This is a genomic window from Pseudomonas rhodesiae, assembly GCF_007858255.1.
Lineage (GTDB): Bacteria > Pseudomonadota > Gammaproteobacteria > Pseudomonadales > Pseudomonadaceae > Aquipseudomonas > Aquipseudomonas rhodesiae.
The window spans coordinates 101,332-117,163 of record NZ_VFEU01000016.1 but is presented as its reverse complement, the minus strand read 5'-3'; the positions used below and the strand labels follow the sequence as shown (position 1 = coordinate 117,163).

11 protein-coding genes and 1 pseudogene are annotated in these 15,832 nt (G+C 63.6%); 7 read left to right on the top strand and 5 right to left on the bottom strand.

The features are described from left to right. Positions 1 to 165 (bottom strand): annotated as a pseudogene (locus FIV35_RS29950) (IS110 family transposase); the annotation flags it as partial. A gap of 372 nt (positions 166 to 537) precedes the next feature. Here FIV35_RS29950 and FIV35_RS20815 point away from each other — a divergent pair. The 5 genes from FIV35_RS20815 (at position 538) to FIV35_RS20795 (ending at position 7,029) form a co-directional block, all read left to right on the top strand. Next, on the top strand, positions 538 to 3,051 hold the full coding sequence (locus tag FIV35_RS20815) for a TonB-dependent receptor (protein ID WP_034138428.1): 2,514 nt from the start codon (positions 538 to 540) through the stop codon (positions 3,049 to 3,051). 128 nt (positions 3,052 to 3,179) lie between these two features. After that, positions 3,180 to 5,045: a phytase gene (locus tag FIV35_RS20810; protein WP_034138427.1), complete on the top strand. Its 1,866-nt coding sequence runs from the start codon at positions 3,180 to 3,182 to the stop codon at positions 5,043 to 5,045. A gap of 63 nt (positions 5,046 to 5,108) precedes the next feature. Continuing rightward, positions 5,109 to 5,801 (top strand): protein TolQ, encoded by a 693-nt coding sequence (gene tolQ, locus FIV35_RS20805; protein ID WP_034098384.1) that lies wholly within the window; start codon positions 5,109 to 5,111, stop codon positions 5,799 to 5,801. A 14-nt stretch (positions 5,802 to 5,815) separates the two neighbouring features. Continuing rightward, positions 5,816 to 6,262, top strand: coding sequence for a protein TolR (tolR, locus tag FIV35_RS20800; protein ID WP_034114013.1), 447 nt, complete (start codon positions 5,816 to 5,818; stop codon positions 6,260 to 6,262). Next, a complete protein-coding gene (locus FIV35_RS20795; RefSeq protein ID WP_034138426.1) occupies positions 6,259 to 7,029 on the top strand; it encodes an energy transducer TonB in 771 nt (256 codons plus the stop codon). Before tolR ends, FIV35_RS20795 begins: the two co-directional genes overlap by 4 nt. A gap of 1,193 nt (positions 7,030 to 8,222) precedes the next feature. On the opposite strand, the gene FIV35_RS20790 is transcribed toward FIV35_RS20795, so the two are convergent. The 3 genes from FIV35_RS20790 to FIV35_RS20780 all read right to left on the bottom strand — a co-directional run bounded on the left by FIV35_RS20790 (position 8,223) and on the right by FIV35_RS20780 (position 10,317). Next, the gene (locus FIV35_RS20790) at positions 8,223 to 8,768 is read right to left on the bottom strand and encodes an acyl-CoA thioesterase (protein WP_034138425.1); all 546 of its coding nucleotides are present in this window, start codon (positions 8,766 to 8,768) and stop codon (positions 8,223 to 8,225) included. Positions 8,769 to 8,944: 176 nt separating this feature from the next. After that, positions 8,945 to 9,448: a hypothetical protein gene (locus tag FIV35_RS20785; RefSeq protein ID WP_083377862.1), complete on the bottom strand. Its 504-nt coding sequence runs from the start codon at positions 9,446 to 9,448 to the stop codon at positions 8,945 to 8,947. Between the two features lie 146 nt (positions 9,449 to 9,594). Continuing rightward, complete coding sequence (locus FIV35_RS20780) at positions 9,595 to 10,317, bottom strand: pirin family protein (protein ID WP_034098374.1); 723 nt, start codon at positions 10,315 to 10,317, stop codon at positions 9,595 to 9,597. 180 nt (positions 10,318 to 10,497) lie between these two features. On the opposite strand from FIV35_RS20780, the gene FIV35_RS20775 reads away from it, so the two are divergent. Continuing rightward, positions 10,498 to 11,448, top strand: coding sequence for a GlxA family transcriptional regulator (locus FIV35_RS20775; protein WP_034098372.1), 951 nt, complete (start codon positions 10,498 to 10,500; stop codon positions 11,446 to 11,448). Positions 11,449 to 11,598: 150 nt separating this feature from the next. Then, positions 11,599 to 13,071, top strand: a complete 1,473-nt coding sequence (locus tag FIV35_RS20770; protein ID WP_034138423.1) for an ATP-binding protein — start codon at positions 11,599 to 11,601, stop codon at positions 13,069 to 13,071. On the opposite strand, the gene FIV35_RS20765 is transcribed toward FIV35_RS20770, so the two are convergent. Next, positions 13,018 to 15,789: an ATP-binding protein gene (locus FIV35_RS20765; protein ID WP_034138422.1), complete on the bottom strand. Its 2,772-nt coding sequence runs from the start codon at positions 15,787 to 15,789 to the stop codon at positions 13,018 to 13,020. The genes FIV35_RS20770 and FIV35_RS20765 overlap by 54 nt on opposite strands. Positions 15,790 to 15,832 lie beyond the last annotated feature (43 nt).

Sequence of the window (15,832 nt, the reverse complement as noted above, 5' to 3'; positions counted from 1 at the left end):
GCCACATGCCTCCATGCCCACTAGGCAGGGCTCCAGGTTGGCAAAAAAAGGGACAACCTGCTCACGTTTAAGCTGCTTCCTTAGCGCTGTTTTTCCTTGTTGATCGATCGCGTGAAGTTGAAACACGTTTTTTGCCAAGTCAACCGAAACAGTCGTAAGCTGCATGAGGACGCTCCCTTCCGCTAAGTGTGGGTAACACTTTAACTTTGGCACATAGATGCCGTTAGGAAGGGGGCGTCCATTCCATTACCACAACAACCTCATTTTCTCATGCTATGTAGATACCTATGCCCCTGATGGCGGTGGGGCAGCTGGCATATCTGTCGGCTGCCAGACAGCCATCGGGGCAAGCCCCCTCCCACAGGGGAGATTTGCAGGTCATATCAGCTCATTTCATCTCAGCACATGGCTGAAAGCCGCGGTTTACAGGGCTTTACGCCGATCGCTGTCACAGAACCGTCATCCCCCACCCCTAGCGTGCCCTCCCAGTTGTCGGGCCTTTTGCCTGGCGTCGAACGGATTCTTGGGGAGGATTGCATGTACAAGCGCACCGGGCTCGTCAGCTTCACGCTTACCGCCTTGGCCCTGGCGATAGCCAGCGAGCGGCTCTATGCGGCCAACGCGGCCACCACCGAGCATGTCGACGTGGTCGGCCAGGCCGCCGCGATCAGCCAGGCGCTCAAGGAGCAGCGCAGCGCCGACAGCATCAAGAGCGTGGTGCATGCCGATGGCGTGGCGCAGTTGCCGGATGAGAACGTCGCCGAAGCGGCGCAACGTCTGCCTGGCATCAGCGTGGAACGCGACCAGGGCGAAGGGCGTTTCGTCAGCGTGCGCGGCCTGGGCCCGGACCTCAACAGCGTGACCATCAACGGTACCTTGGTGCCCGCCCCTGAGAGCGCCCGCCGCGCCGTGGCCCTGGACGTGTTGCCGTCGGAGCTGGTGCAGTCGCTGTCGGTGATCAAGACCCTCACCCCGGATATGGACGCCAACTCCCTGGGCGGCACCGTCGATGTGCAAAGCCTGTCGGCCTTCGATCACAAAGGCCTGTTCTACACCGGCAGCAGCGAAGCCAGCTACGACAAGAACACTCGCCAGACCAGCCCCAAATTCTCCGGGGCCGCCAGTAACCGCTTCAGCCTCGGCGATGGTATCGACAACTTCGGCGTGGCCGCGGCGCTGAGCTGGCAGAAGCGCGACTTCGGCTCGGACAACGTCGAGACCGGCGGCGCCTGGGACTTCACCGACGGTGCCCGGCTCAACGAGTTCGAACAGCGCGACTACGACATCAGCCGCGAACGCGCCGGCGGTGGCCTGAACTTCGACTACAAACCCGATGACCTGAGCAGCTACTACCTGCGCACACTGTACAGCCGCTACACGGACACCGAGACCCGCAACTCCAACAGCCTGGAATTCGCCGACCCGCAGGCACCCGGCCAGTTGGGCGAGGCCGAGGGCAAGCGCAAGCTCAAGAACCGCGAAGAGACCCAGGAGATTCAGTCCTACGTGTTCGGCGGCGAACGCATGCTTGGCCTGTGGACCCTCAGTGGCCAGGCCGGTTACAGCCAGTCCAGCGAAGACAGCCCCGCGCATATTGCCGGCGCCACCTTCGACGGCGGTGACTTCGCCAACAGCGGTTTCTATGACAAAGACAAACCGCGCCCGATCATCGGCAGCGCCTTCTACGACCCGGCCAACTTCACCCTCGACAAAGTCGACTGGGAAAAACAGAACACCAAAGACACTGAGAAAAACCTGCGCCTGGACCTGGCCCGCGACTACGACCTGAGCGGCTATGCGTCCCAGGTCAAATTCGGCGGCAAGGTCAGCCGGCGCAACAAGGACAACGACCTGGAAGCCTGGGTCTACAAGGATTTCGACAGCCTGGGCTTTACCGACCAGCAGCTCAGCCTGACGCAATTCCAGAAGGGCAATGTCGACTATCGCCTGGGCAACTACGGCCCTGGCATCAGCGCCAGCGGCATCAAGCAGTTGATCGGCGGCCTCAACCGTGCGGACTTCTATGACGAGACCGAATCCCGGGTCAACGACTTCACTATGCGTGAAGACATCAACGCCGGTTACCTGATGAACACGATCGATATCGACGACTGGCGCTTTATCGCCGGCCTGCGCTACGAAGGCACCGAGTTCGAAGCCAAGGGCACCGGCGCCACCGACGGTCAGTTCACCGCCACCGACACCCGGCGCCGCTACCACCATTGGCTGCCGGGCCTGCACGCGCGCTATCAGATCGACAAGAACACCCAGGTGCGTGCGGCCTGGACCAAATCCGTGGTGCGCCCGACCTTCGGCCAACTGGCGCCGGGTTTTGTGATTGACGATGACGAGGCCACCTTCGGCAACCCGGACCTCAAGCCGTTGGAATCGAGCAACCTGGACCTGGGCATCGAGCATTTCATGGGGCGTGCCGGCACCGTCTCAGCGTTTGTGTTCTACAAGGACATCCAGAATTTCGTCTACAACACCGACCTGGCCGGTACCGGGGCCTGGACCAACTTCGCCGAGGCCCACACCTACGCCAATGGCGACAGCGCCAAGCTGTATGGCCTGGAGCTGGCCTATTCGCAGAAATTCGATTGGCTGCCGGCGCCGTGGAACGGCCTGCTGGTGGGCGCCAACAGCACATTCAGCCGCTCCAGCGCGGACATCGAAGGCTTCGACGCTACCAGTGGCACTCACCGCAAGCGCAACATCAGTTTGCCCAGCCAGTCGGACACCGTCGGCAACCTGATGCTTGGTTGGGAAGACGACAAGCTCAGCCTGCGCCTGTCGGCCAACTACAAATCGGCCTACCTGTATGAGCTGGCGTCGATCAACGACAAGGCCCATGACCTGCATGTGGACGCGCAGACTTTCGTCGATTTCAGCGCGCGCTATTCACTGAGCAAGAACCTGCAAGTCAGCTTCGAGGCCCAGAACCTTACCGATGAGTCGTACTTCGTCTACACCGGCCACCGCAGCTACAACGGCCAGTACGAAGAGTACGGCCCCACCTACAAAGTGGGCCTGACCTTCACGCATTTCTAACTCACTCAATTCCAATGTGGGAGGGGGCTTGCCCCCGATGAGGGCCTGCCAATTGACGCATCAGTAGCTGACCCACTGAAGCCCCAAGCCCACAGCGTTCTGCATTTTTCCGAAGGATTTGTTCGTTCATGAGAATTTCCAAGCTGTACCTGCTGATTGCCCTGGCCACCAGCGGCCCCGTCTTCGCCGCTGATCTGGCGCTGACGCCCTGGGCGCCCAGCCTGAAGGCCGAAGCCGTGGCCTTCCTGCCCGACGGTCAGACGCGCCTCACCGCCAGCCCCCGTGACGGTCTGCAATTGCTCGACAGCAAGGGCGCCGAACTGGCGCGTCTCAACGGTCACTTCAGCAGCCTCGATACACGCGCCACCGGCCCCCACGCAGTGGTCGCCAGCCTCGACAACGACCGCCAGCAGGCACTGCTGATCAACCTCAATAGCGCCGCTAAAACCTGGGGCCAACCGCTGTACCTGCCGCCCCGCGATTTTCCGGTAAACGGTCTGTGCCTGTACCGCGACGCGGCGGCCAACCTGTTTGTGTTCCTGGTCGGGGAGGAGGGCAAGGGCGAGCAATGGCTGGTAGGCAATGGCTTGACGCTGCTCGCTGAAGCCCGCCGTGTGCGCGGGGTGCCGTTGCCGCCGTCGGCGCAGTTCTGCCAGGTGGACGACGCCACGCAGCAACTGGTGGTGAACGAAGAAAACGTCGGCTGGTGGGCCTACCCGGCGCATCCCGAAGCCGCGGTGAAACGCACGCCGGTGGCGCTGTTCGATGATTCCAAGCGTGAAGCCGGGGCCATGGTGCTGGTACCGGGGGGGATGGTCGCCCTGGACCCGAAAACCGCGCAGTTGCACCTGTTTCAGTCCTCCGGCGCGCGCTGGGTAGAGCAACCGAGCCTGGGTCTGCCCGGCCTCAAGGAGCCGGAGCAACTGGCAATCAACGGTCGGCAATTGCTGGTACGCGACGACGACAACGGCCAACTGTACCAAGGCACCTTCGACTGGCAGGCCAAACCCGTGCCGGTCGCGCCGGTGCTGCCGGAGGTCGCCGCGCTGCGCCAGAGCGAGCCGGTGGGGCGTCAGGGCGACGCGGCGGATGACCCGGCGATCTGGGTTCACCCCGAGCACCCTGGGCAGAGCCGCGTGCTCGGCACTAACAAAAAACAGGGCCTGCTGGCCTACGACCTTGATGGCAAGCTGCTGCAAGAGCTGGCGGTGGGGCGCTTAAACAACGTCGACGTGCGCCCGCGTTTCAAGCTTGGCCAGCAGACGGTGGACCTGGCCGTGGCAAGCAATCGCGATCGCAACAGCCTGAGCCTGTTCAGCATCGACCGGCAGACCGGCGAGTTGCGCGAGGCTGGTGAAGTGCCGACGCCGCTCAAGGAGATCTACGGCATGTGCCTGTTCCAGCCCGCCGGCGGCGACATTTATGCGATCGCCAACGGCAAGGACGGCACCTTTCTGCAATACCGCCTCAGCGCCCCGGACGGGCGCGTGCAGGGTGAGCTGGTGCGCCAGTTCAAGGTCGACAGCCAGCCCGAAGGCTGCGTCGCCGACGACCAGCGCCAGCGCCTGTTTATCGGCGAAGAAGACGTGGGCGTGTGGGCGGTGGATGCCCGTGCCGATCAACCGGCGACCCTGACCAGTGTGATCAAGGTCGGCGAACAATTGCACGCGGACGTCGAGGGCCTGGCGCTGTACCAGAGTGCGCAGCATGACTACCTGGTGATCTCCAGCCAGGGCAATGACAGCTACTTGGTGCTGGATGCCGAGCCGCCGTTCGCCAGTCGCGGTGCCTTCCGGGTCGGCCTGAACGCCGCTGCCGGTATCGACGGCGCATCGGAAACCGATGGCCTGGAAGTCACCGCCGTCAACCTCGGCGGGCCGTGGAACCAAGGCCTGCTGGTAGTGCAGGACGGGCGCAAACGCATGCCTGAGCAAACCCAGAACTTCAAGTTCGTGCCCTGGGCCGATGTGACCCGCACGTTGAAGTTGCCTTGAGCTGTCATCAGCCAGTCATGACTTTTTAATCACTGCACGTTAAACGGATAGAGGACATTCACCATGCACGCGACGATGGAACATATGACGATCTGGGGCTTGATCAGCGACGCCAGCCTGTTGGTCAAGGCAGTGATGGTAACTTTGCTGCTGGCCTCGTTGTGCAGCTGGTACCTGATTATTCAGCGCGGCACGGTGCTGCGGCGTCTGGAGCGGCAGCTGAACGGCTTTGTGCAACGCTTTCGTGCGGCGCCGGATTTGCACGGGCTGTACCGTGACACCCTGCAGGCGGGCGAGGGTGGAGTGGCGCCGATCTTCATCGCCGGGGTCCAGGAATACCAGCACCTGCATAGCCATGATCCGGCGGTGCTCGAAGGGGTGGAGCGGGCCTTGCAGGTGGCGATCACCGCGCAGGAAATCGAGCTGGAAAAAGGTTTGCAGTTCCTTGCCACTGTGGGTTCGGTGAGCCCGTATATCGGTTTGTTCGGCACCGTGTGGGGCATCATGAATTCGTTCCTCGGCCTGTCCCAGGTGCAACAGGCCACATTGTCCACGGTGGCGCCGGGGATCGCTGAAGCGTTGATCGCCACGGCCATCGGCCTGTTTGCGGCGATACCGGCGGTGATTGCGTATAACCGCTTTTCGGCGCGCAGCCAGACCTTGCTCACCCGCTATTACGCCTTTGGCAACGAGCTGCAAGTGCGGTTGCATCGCACCCTGCGCGGTACGCCGATCAACCTGGCCGCGGCCGCCTGAGCAGGAGTACTCCCATGTTAGTCAGGCCACAACGCAAGCACGGGCCCAAGGCCGAAATGAACGTGGTGCCGTATATCGACGTGATGCTAGTGCTGCTGGTGATCTTTATGGTCACCGCGCCGATGCTGACCCAGGGCGTGAAGATCGAACTACCCAAGGTTGCCGCCGAGGCGCTGGCCACCGACACCCGCCAGCAAATCCTCACCTTGTCGGTGCAGGCCGACGGCGGTTACTACTGGAACCTCGGCGAGGAACTGGACACCCAGCACCAGACCGACAGCGCGGTGAGCCTGGAAGAAATGGGCGCCAAGGTCGCGCAGGTGGTGGCGGCGCGCAGTGACACCCAGGTGTATATCCGCGCCGATGACAATGCCGGGTATGGCCGTGTGGTGGCTGCCATGGCGGTGTTGCAAAAGGGCGGTGTCAGCAACCTGGGGCTGGTGACCGAGGCCCCGCAATGACGGCGATGATCATGCACAGTCCCATCTTGCCGATGGCCTCCGCGGCGCCTTTGGGCTTCTGGCGCAATAGCCTGGCCGCCGGTTTGGCGGTGGCCTTGCATGTAATCGTGCTGGCGCTGTTGATGCTGGGCTGGGCGCCACAACCGCTCACGCCGGAGGCCCCGAGCGTGATGCACACCCAACTGGTGATGCTGCCCCCGGCGCCGGTCCCAGTACCGGCCCCCGAACCGGTTGCGGTGACGCCGCCAGCGCCGGAACCGGTGGTATTGCCAACGCCGGTCAAACCCGCAGTCGATCCTCGTGTGCAGGCACAAAAGCTTGAAAAAGCCGCCCTGGCGCGCAAGCGTGTCGAAGAAAAGAAAGCAGAGCAGCAACAACAGCAGCGCCTGGCCAGCGAACAGCGCGAGCGTGAACAGGAACAGCAACGCCAGGCCCAACAACGCCAGGCCGCCGAAACAGCCCGCGCCGCCGTACCTGCTTCGGCTCCGGCGTTCGACAGCCGCCAATACATGCCATTGAGCAAGGAAGCCCCGGAATACCCCGAACGGGCCCTGGACAAAAACATCGAAGGCGACTGCTCGGTGGAATACACCGTCAACCCCCAGGGCCGCGTGGAAAACCCCAAAGTACTGGACGGCTGCCACCCGTTGTTTATCCGCCCATCGTTGGCGGCGGCCAACACCTTCCGCTACCAGCCGAGGATCGTTGATGGCAAGGCCGTGGCCGTGCCGGCGGTGCGCAATACCTTTCACTACCGCATCAAATGACCGACCGGGCCTTGCGCCAGTCCTAAGACCAGCGGTAACCCAGGTGGGAGGGGGCTTGCCCCCGATAGCAGTGGGTCAGCAACCCAGGTATCGACTGAGCAGGCCCCATCGGGGGCAAGCCCCCTCCACAGGTTTGACGGCGTTGACTTGAGCACAGTGGTCCCCGGCTCGGTCGCCAGGTTTTACACCCATCCAAAGGCCAGCGGTAACCAGGGTGGGAGGGGGCTTGTCCCCGATAGCGGTGGGTCAGCAGCGCAGGTATGGACTGGGAAGGCCCCATCGGGGGCAAGCCCCCTCCCACAGGTTTGACGGCGTTGACTTGAGCACAGTGGTCCCCGGCTCGGTCGTCAGGTGTTACACCCATCCAAAGGCCAGTGGTAATCAGGGTGGGAGGGGGCTTGCCCCCGATAGCAGTGGGTCAGCAACCCAGGTATCGACTGAGCAGGCCCCATCGGGGGCGAGCCCCCTCCCACAGTTTTGACGGCGTTGACTTGAGCACAGTGGTCACCGGCTCGGTCGTCAGGTGTTACACCCATCCAAAGGCCAGTGGTAATCAGGGTGGGAGGGGGCTTGCCCCCGATAGCGGTGGGTCAGCAGCGCAGGTATCGACTGAGCAGGCCCCATCGGGGGCAAGCCCCCTCCCACAGGTTTGACGGCGTTGACTTGAACACAGTGGTCCCCGGCTCGGTCGTCAGGTGTTACACCCATCCAAAGACCAGCGGTAACCCGGGTGGGAGGGGGCTTGCCCCCGATAGCGGTGGGTCAGCAACCCAGGTATCGACTGAGCAGGCCCCATCGGGGGCAATCCCCCTCCCACGGGTTTGACGGCGTTGACTTGAACACAGTGGTCCCCGGCTCGGTCGTCAGGTTTTACACCCATCCAAAGACCAGCGGTAAACAGGGTGGGAGGGGGCTTGCCCCCGATAGCGGTGGGTCAGCAGCGCAGGTATCGACTGGGAAGGCCCCATCGGGGGCAAGCCCCCTCCCACAGGTTTGACGGCGTTGACTTGAGCACAGTGGTCCCCGGCTCGGTCGTCAGGTGTTACACCCATCCAAAGGCCAGTGGTAATCAGGGTGGGAGGGGGCTTGCCCCCGATAGCGGTGGGTCAGGCGCGCAGGTATCGACTGAGCAGGCCCATCGGGGGCAAGCCCCCTCCCACAGGTTTAACGGCGTTCGTGTCACGAAAAAATGCCTAGGCGATTTGCTCTTCAGTACGCAGTTGCGCACTCATCTCGTCGCAGCTGTGTGCCCAGTCCAGCAGCCACTGCGGCATCGGTGGCGAAGCTTCTTCCAGCCCCAGTTCCCGAACAAACTCACTCGGCGGCAAGGTGCCTTTGGCCGAGCGGAACAGCCCACGCATTACCACCACCCCAACCACGCGGCCGCGACTGACGAAACGATGTTCCATCAGGCTCCACTTATGGTCCCAGCCGAGCATGCGGGTGTGCACTTCGAACGCTTCGAACAGTTTCAATTCGCGACGGAATTTGCCCCAGGTATCGCCCACGATCGGCAATGCCTTATGCCGCAGGGCGACGCGAAAGGCCCCGGTGCGCAGTACGAAATCCATGCGCGCTACGTCCGCCAGGGTGAAATAACGACCATTGGTGACATGCCGGTTGATATCCAGGTCCAGAGGCCAGACGCGCATCCGCACCACCGTGGTGGCCAGGCCATGGGCAGGTGTGCGCCACGGGCGACGGCACAACATATACAGCAAGCGAAACCAGAGATTCATCAGTCCATCCGAGCCTTGATCAAAAGTGGCACTTTAATAAGCAGACGAGGGCTGGGGTAGGTCCGCAAATGACTGATTTCAGGCAAATCGTGCAATTGGGTGAATTGAGCGGAACGCCAGGCGAAAAAAAACCGGCTGATCAGGCCGGTTTGGGGTGCCTCGCAAACAGCGAGGGGTTAAGCGTGGTTGTCCAGCAGACGGTCAGCACCGCCTTCGACCAGGCCACGCTCCTGCAAACGATCCGCACCGCCTTCGACCAGGCCACGTTCCTGCAAACGGTCCGCACCGCCTTCAGCCAGAGCGCGTTCCTGCAAACGATCCGCACCGCCTTCAGCCAGAGCACATTCCTGCAAACGATCCGCACCGCCTTCGACCAGGCCACGTTCCTGCAAACGGTCCGCACCGCCTTCAGCCAGAGCACGTTCCTGCAAGCGATCCGCACCGCCTTCGGCCAGAGCACGTTCCTGCAAGCGATCCGCACCGCCTTCGGCCAGAGCGCGTTCCTGCAAGCGATCCGCGCCGCCTTCAGCCAGGCCACGATCCTGTAAACGGTCGGCGCCACCTTCGGCGACACGGTTTTCCATCAGGCGATCCGCGCCGCCTTCGGCGACTACGGGGTGAGCGAATGCATTGGCAGCGAGTACCGAGAAAGCAAGGCTAAGCAAGAGTTGGCGTTTCATGAGAGTGTGCTCCGAGTCATTAAGTTGGGGTGTTGCTGTGTATGGGTTGGATGTTACGCGTTGCTTTTTTTAAGAGAACTTCATTGGGCTGATGGTGACTATCGACGCCAGCGATGGCCCGGTTTCCCGGGCCACCGCGCGGTCGGTCATGGCATCTGTGGCAGTTCCTGAGGGCGCAGGTCGAACACCAACACCTCGGCGTCCTCGCCGTGGCTCAGGCGAATCTGGCGCTCATCCCGCACGCGGGCGCCGTCGCCTTCTTCCAGGCGCTGGCCGTTGACCTCAACGCTGCCGCGAGCCACGTGGATGTACACATGCCGCGCCGGTGGCAGGTCCAGCGTCGCGGTTTCTTCGGCGTTGAACAGCCCGGCGTAGACCCGTGCGTCCTGGCGCACGCTGAGGGAACCGTCGGCGCCGTCCGGTGAGATGATCAACTGCAAGCGTCCGCGTTTCTGCGCTTCGCTGAAGTGCTCTTGCTGATAGCGCGGCTCTGCGCCGGCCACCGAGGGCACGATCCAGATTTGCAGGAAGTGCACGCCTCGGGTCTGGCTGTGGTTGAACTCGCTGTGGGCCACGCCGCTGCCGGCGCTCATCAGTTGCACATCGCCGGGGCGGATCACCGAGCCGGTGCCCAGGGTGTCCTTGTGTTCCAGGGCGCCTTCGAGCACATAGGAGAAAATCTCCATATCGCGGTGCGGGTGCTGGCCGAAGCCTTTGCCGGCGGCGACGCGGTCATCGTTGATCACCAGCAGGTCGGAAAAACCCTGCTCGGCGGGGTTCCAATAGTTGGCGAACGAGAAGGTGTGGAACGACTTCAACCAACCATGATTGGCGGCGCCGCGTTCGGAAGCTTTGCGTAGGGTCAGCATGGTCTTTGTCCTCAAGTGAGCGCGGTCTGCGACATGCAGTGCGCTGGCGTTGAGAAGAAGGTTACTGGTTGTCTTTTAATTCATTAAGAAGATGAAAACTGAATAACTGTCCACTTGCGGTTGACAGTTGCGAGCGTGCAATAATGAGCGCCGCCTTCTTCTCTATGGATCCTCCGCACAATGAAAACCGTGGCCATGGCGCTGTTCCCGGACTTCCTCCTGCTCGACATGGCCGGGCCGCTCGAAGTGTTCTCCATTGCCAATCGCTACCTGCCCCCTGCGCAGCATTATCGAATCCTCACCCTGGGCACCGAGCCTGGCCCGTTGCGCGCCTCCAATGGGGTGATGGTGCAGGCCGACCTGTTGCTGGAGCAGGCCCTGGACGCTTATGACCTGTTGCTGGTGCCCGGCGGCCCTGGCGCCTACAACGAGTGCCACCCGGCGTTGCTGCCGTGGCTCAGGGCGGCGGTGCCACGGGCGCGGCGCTTCGGTTCGATCTGCACCGGCGCCTTTGTGCTGGGGTACGCCGGGCTGCTGGACGGTCATCGCGTCACCACTCACTGGCATTACACCGAGCGACTGATCAAGGCGTTCCCCAAAGCTATCGTGGAGACCGATCGCATCTACTTGCAGGACGGGCGCCTGATCACTTCCGGCGGGGTCACCGCGGGCATCGACCTGGCGTTGTCGGTGGTGGCTCAGGACCACGGCAAACAGGTGGCGGTGGAAGTGGCCAAGGTGCTGCTGGTGGTGATGAAGCGTCAGGGCGGCCAGGCTCAGTTCAGCCCGATGACCTCGGCCGTGGCGCCCCAGGAAACCCCGATCACCCGAGTGCAGAACCATGTTCTGGCCAATCTTGAACAGTCCTTCACCGTCGAATCCATGGCCGCTCTGGTTGATATGAGCGCGCGCCACTTTGCGCGGTTGTTCGCCAAGGATGTGCAGATGACGCCCATGGCCTTTCTGCAAGGTGCGCGCATCGACCGCGCGCGGCACTTATTGGAAACCACCGAGCTGCCGCTCAAGACCGTGGCGTTCCACGCCGGTTTCGGCAGCGTGCGGCATATGCGCTTTCTCTTCAGTGAAAAACTCGGCCTGACCCCGACCCAGTACCGACAACAGTTCAGTTAACGACACCATGTCCGTCTAGCGCACCGGATTGTCCGTATCGCTCCCTGTGCCAGCATTGTCCTGTCATTGCCAACTGGCAAGATAACGCCAAGCCCATGGAAAAGGATGCGCGAGCGCCCAAGAACGGGTGTTTCAGCGCGATGACGAGACATGAACAACCCTCAGTCGATGGACGCTGATGGCACACTGCGCTTCGGTGCTTATGTCTTTCACCGCCAGCAACGCCTGGTCAGCAAGGCGGGTTGGCCGGTGCCGCTTGGCGGGCGCGCGCTGGACATCCTCGCGGTGCTGCTCGAAGCGCCGGGACAATTCATCGACAAGGCGACCTTGATCGAGCGCGTCTGGCCGTGCAGCGTGGTGGAAGAGAACAACCTGCGTGTGCATATCGCCGCGTTGCGCCGGGCGTTCGATGGGCAACGCTACATCCTCAATGATCCTCATCGCGGCTATTGCTTCGCGGCACCGGTGCACGGCGCACTGCCTTCGGTGGCGACGCCGTGCCATAACCTGGTTACCCGGCTGACGCCGGTGATAGGCCGTGACGAAGTATTAGGCGTGCTGGTGCGGCGTCTGTCCGGCCAACGCCTGGTGACCCTCACAGGTTGCGCCGGGGTGGGTAAGAGCACCCTGGCATTGGCCCTGGCCGAGCGGGTCTTGCCGCGCTATCGCGACGGCGTATGGTGGGTCGACCTGGCCACGGTGCAGACGCCGAAGGCGATGCTGGAGCAGGTGGCCGCGGTGCTGCAGCTGCAAGCCGGGAGCAGCGCCCATGAGCTGGGACGGCAATTGGCGTCGCGCCAGTTGCTGTTGGTGCTCGACGGCGTTGACCTGCTATTGGTCGCGTGCCGGCAGTGGCTGCGCGTATTGCGTGAACTGGCGCCCCGGGTCAGCGTGCTGATCAGCAGCCGTGAACCGCTGCACCTTCCCGGTGAATGGGTGCTGCGCGTACCGCGCCTGGCGGTGCCCGCACCGGCGGCACTGGCCAGTGTCGAACAGGCGTTGGCCTGCCCGGCGGTGCAGCTGTTCGTGGCGCGTGCGCGGGCCGGTCAGCAAGGCTTTGCGTTGCGTCTTCAGGATCTGGCGCCGCTGCGCGATATCGTGCGGCGCCTCGACGGCATTCCCCTGGCGCTGGAGCTGGCGGCGGCGCAGGTCGACGCGCTGGGCATGCGTGGCGTGCAGGCGCAGCTGTGCAAGGGCTTACAGGTCTTGACTCGGGGGCGCCGCACGGCGGTTGAGCGGCATCAGTCCCTCGCGGCAGCCCTGGATTGGACCTACCAGCGCCTAAGCCTGCCGGAGCGCTGGTTGTTCCTGCAATTGGGGCTGTTCAAGCACGCGGTGAACGTGCCGACGTTGAGCGCGTTGGTGGCCGGCACCGAACTGGAGCATGCCGACCTGGCGTACCTGCTGACACGCTTGGTGAATGTCTCGCTGCTCAGCGTGGAGCCTGGCCCCGGATTGCCGCGTTATCGCCTGCTCAATTGCCTGCGCGGCTATGCCCTGATGCAGTTGCGCGACCCACGGCAAGTGCAACGTTTGCAGCAGGGCTATGGGCATTACCTGGGGCTGGGTTCAGGCCGGCCGTTTGTCCTGCAACTGGTCGAGCAGGCGGCGAGCGTCGACTAGATCCGGCGTCGCGAACCCTTCGCTAAACCGTTCGTACACGCCTTTGAGCAGGTCGCGGGCGGCATCCGCGCGGCCCAGGCTTTGCCATAACCGTGCCATCGATGCGGCGCTGCGCAGTTCCCAGGCCAGGGCGCCTTGGGTTTTGGCCAGGTCGAGGGCTTCGCGCAGCAGGGGTTCGGCAGCCAACGTATCGCCCTGGCCCAACATCTGCTCGGCGGTTACCCGCAATAATTCCGGCGCGCACCAACCGGCGGCCCCCGTGCGTGCACGCGCGGCGTTCTGTGCATCGACCGGGCAGGCGCCGAGCGTGACCAGAATGTCTTCGATCAGCCCCAGACCTTGCAGGTCGCTGCGTTCCATGATGCCGGCGTAATGCCCGGCCCAGGTCTGGAACAAGTGCACCCCATGTTTATGCGACTGTTCCAGCAATAGCGCTTGCAGGCGCTGCGCCGCCGTCTGGTCGCCGTTGTAGCGTGCGATCACCACGCCGGCCAGGGCCAGGGTGTAGCAGATCGAGGTGCCGTGGTTGACCTGCACGGCCAGTTCCAATGCCTGGCTGGCGGTGCGCCAGGCGCGTTCGGGGTAACCCTGCAGCCATAGGATGCGCGCCAGGACGGTCAATGAAGCAACATTCTGGTCGTACTGTATGCCGATGCCGTGAGCGAACCGGTTCAAGTGGCCGCTGTGGGCCATGCGCTGGATCAGCTGTTCGGCATTCTGGCGGGCCAGGACCTGGTCGCCGGTAAAATGCTGGGCCAGCACCTGCAGGCGCTGATTGCTCAAGCCCAGCAGCGGATCGGTGCGCGGATCGAGGCGATCGAACTGCACGCTCTGCGCCCGCGCCTGGTCATAGCGCCCGCCACAGAGGTCGACCGCCATTTGCCCAGAGATCGCGCGCAACTGGCCGCCCAGGTCCTGGCTCTGCTCGGCCAGGCGCGCGGCTTCGGCGAATGCCGTGCCGCTCTGGGTCGCGCCGCCGACTGCGTGATAAACCAGGCTGCCCAAGGCCAGTTGCAGCTGCATCGCCAGGCGCGGGCAGGGCGCTTGGGCCTTGTCCATCAGGGCCAGGGCCTTGCCCACGTACAAAGCGTGTTCGCGCAGCAGCGACAGTTCCTGCCACAGCGGCATGGCGCTGACCGTCAACTTGATCGCCAGCGCCGACGCACCGCCCGTGCCGAGGCCCCAGTCCAGCGCCGCGCGGATGTCTTCGCGCAGCGGGGCGTAGCGGTCGATCCACGGCTGGGTCGCGAGTAGCGACCAATCGGCCTGTGCCTGTTCCATCAGCGCCAGGCAATGCGCCGCGTGACGTTCGCGGGTGGCGTCCAGCTCGCCGGCGAGGCTGAGTTTTTCCAGGGCGTAGGTGCGGGTGATGTCCAGCAGGCGATACACCATATCGTCATCGCTGGGTTCTACGTTCAGCAGGGATTTGCCCACCAGTTGGCTGATCGAGCCGGGCACTTCGGCCGGGGCGAGCGCTGCGCCGGCAATCACCGCCGTTGCGCTGGCCAGGCTGAAGCCGCCGCGAAACACCGCTAGACGGCGCAGGCAGATTTGCTCGCCGGCACTGAGCAGGTTGAAGCTCCAGTCCAGGGTTGCGCGCAGGGTCTGATGACGGGGCAGGTCACTGCGCTGGCCACGGTTGAGCAGGCGCACGTTATCGTTGATTTGCGCCAGCAATCCCGACAGGCCGAAACGCTCGATCTGCGCCGCCGCCAGCTCAATGGCCAGGGGAATTCCATCGAGGCGCTGACAGATATCGATGGCCAGGGGCAGCTCGGTGTCGCTCAGTTCAAAGCTGTCCTGATGGGCCATGGCCCGCTCGATCAACAGTTGCAAGGCCGGGTAACCCAGGGCCTGGGCACGGTTGCCGGAGGCGGGTGGGCAGGCCAGCGGCTCCAGGCGTTGCACCGACTCGCCCTCGGCGCGCAACGCTTCGCGACTGGTGGCCAGGATGTGCAGGTGGGGCGCGTGGCGCAGCAAGGTTTCGCTGATCAGCGCGATGTCGTCCAGCAAGTGTTCGCAGTTGTCGATCACCAGCAGCAACTGGCGCTCCTGCAAGCTGCGCGCGAAAGCCACCAGCGGCCCTTGTTCGGCCGGTGCCAGGTCGAGCAGGGCGGCGAGGTTGGGCAGGATCATCGACGGCGTGCTCAGCGGCGCCAGGTCCAGCAGGTGAATGCCGTCGCGGTAGTGGCCGATCAGCAATTCCGCCACCCGCAGGGCGACGGTGGTCTTGCCGATGCCGCCGGCGCCGGTCAGGGTGATAAAGCGTTGCGTGGGCAGTTGTTGCACCAGGCGGTCGATCAAGGCCTGGCGCCCGATCATGCGAGTGCGGCGCAGGGGCAGGTTGTGGCACGGGCGTTGAGGCGCACCGTCGCTGGGTAGGCTCATCGGTTCGATGCTCAATGGCGCAACAAAACTGTAGCCGCGCTGGGCCACGGTGACGATATAGCGCTGCCCGGCCTGGCCATCGCCCAACGCTTTACGCAACGCCGCCATATGCACCCGCAGGTTGCCGTCCTCCACCACGCTTGTCGGCCACACCCGCGCGATCAGCTCCTGCTTGCTCACCACATTGCCGGCCTGCTCCAGCAGGATCAGCAGGATATCCACCGCGCGCCGCCCCAGGCGTAGCGGCCGACCGGCCTCCAGCACCAGGCGTTGGCGCGGGTGGATACGGTAGGGGCCGAACTGCACGGCCTGATCGCGGAGGTCGTTCATGGGTGGCCATGCTCTGGGAGCGGTAGGCGGCCAGCATAGGCCA

Excerpts from the sequence above, each read along its gene's own strand:
- FIV35_RS20775 (WP_034098372.1), top strand. The coding sequence starts at position 10,498 with ATGAAAACCGTGGCCATGGCGCTGTTCCCGGACTTCCTCCTGCTCGAC.
- FIV35_RS20765 (WP_034138422.1), bottom strand. The coding sequence starts at position 15,789 with ATGAACGACCTCCGCGATCAGGCCGTGCAGTTCGGCCCCTACCGTATC.
- FIV35_RS20795 (WP_034138426.1), top strand. The coding sequence starts at position 6,259 with ATGACGGCGATGATCATGCACAGTCCCATCTTGCCGATGGCCTCCGCG.
- FIV35_RS20780 (WP_034098374.1), bottom strand. The coding sequence starts at position 10,317 with ATGCTGACCCTACGCAAAGCTTCCGAACGCGGCGCCGCCAATCATGGT.
- tolQ (WP_034098384.1), top strand. The coding sequence starts at position 5,109 with ATGCACGCGACGATGGAACATATGACGATCTGGGGCTTGATCAGCGAC.
- tolR (WP_034114013.1), top strand. The coding sequence starts at position 5,816 with ATGTTAGTCAGGCCACAACGCAAGCACGGGCCCAAGGCCGAAATGAAC.
- FIV35_RS20810 (WP_034138427.1), top strand. The coding sequence starts at position 3,180 with ATGAGAATTTCCAAGCTGTACCTGCTGATTGCCCTGGCCACCAGCGGC.
- FIV35_RS20815 (WP_034138428.1), top strand. The coding sequence starts at position 538 with ATGTACAAGCGCACCGGGCTCGTCAGCTTCACGCTTACCGCCTTGGCC.
- FIV35_RS20770 (WP_034138423.1), top strand. The coding sequence starts at position 11,599 with ATGAACAACCCTCAGTCGATGGACGCTGATGGCACACTGCGCTTCGGT.
- FIV35_RS20785 (WP_083377862.1), bottom strand. The coding sequence starts at position 9,448 with ATGAAACGCCAACTCTTGCTTAGCCTTGCTTTCTCGGTACTCGCTGCC.
- FIV35_RS20790 (WP_034138425.1), bottom strand. The coding sequence starts at position 8,768 with ATGAATCTCTGGTTTCGCTTGCTGTATATGTTGTGCCGTCGCCCGTGG.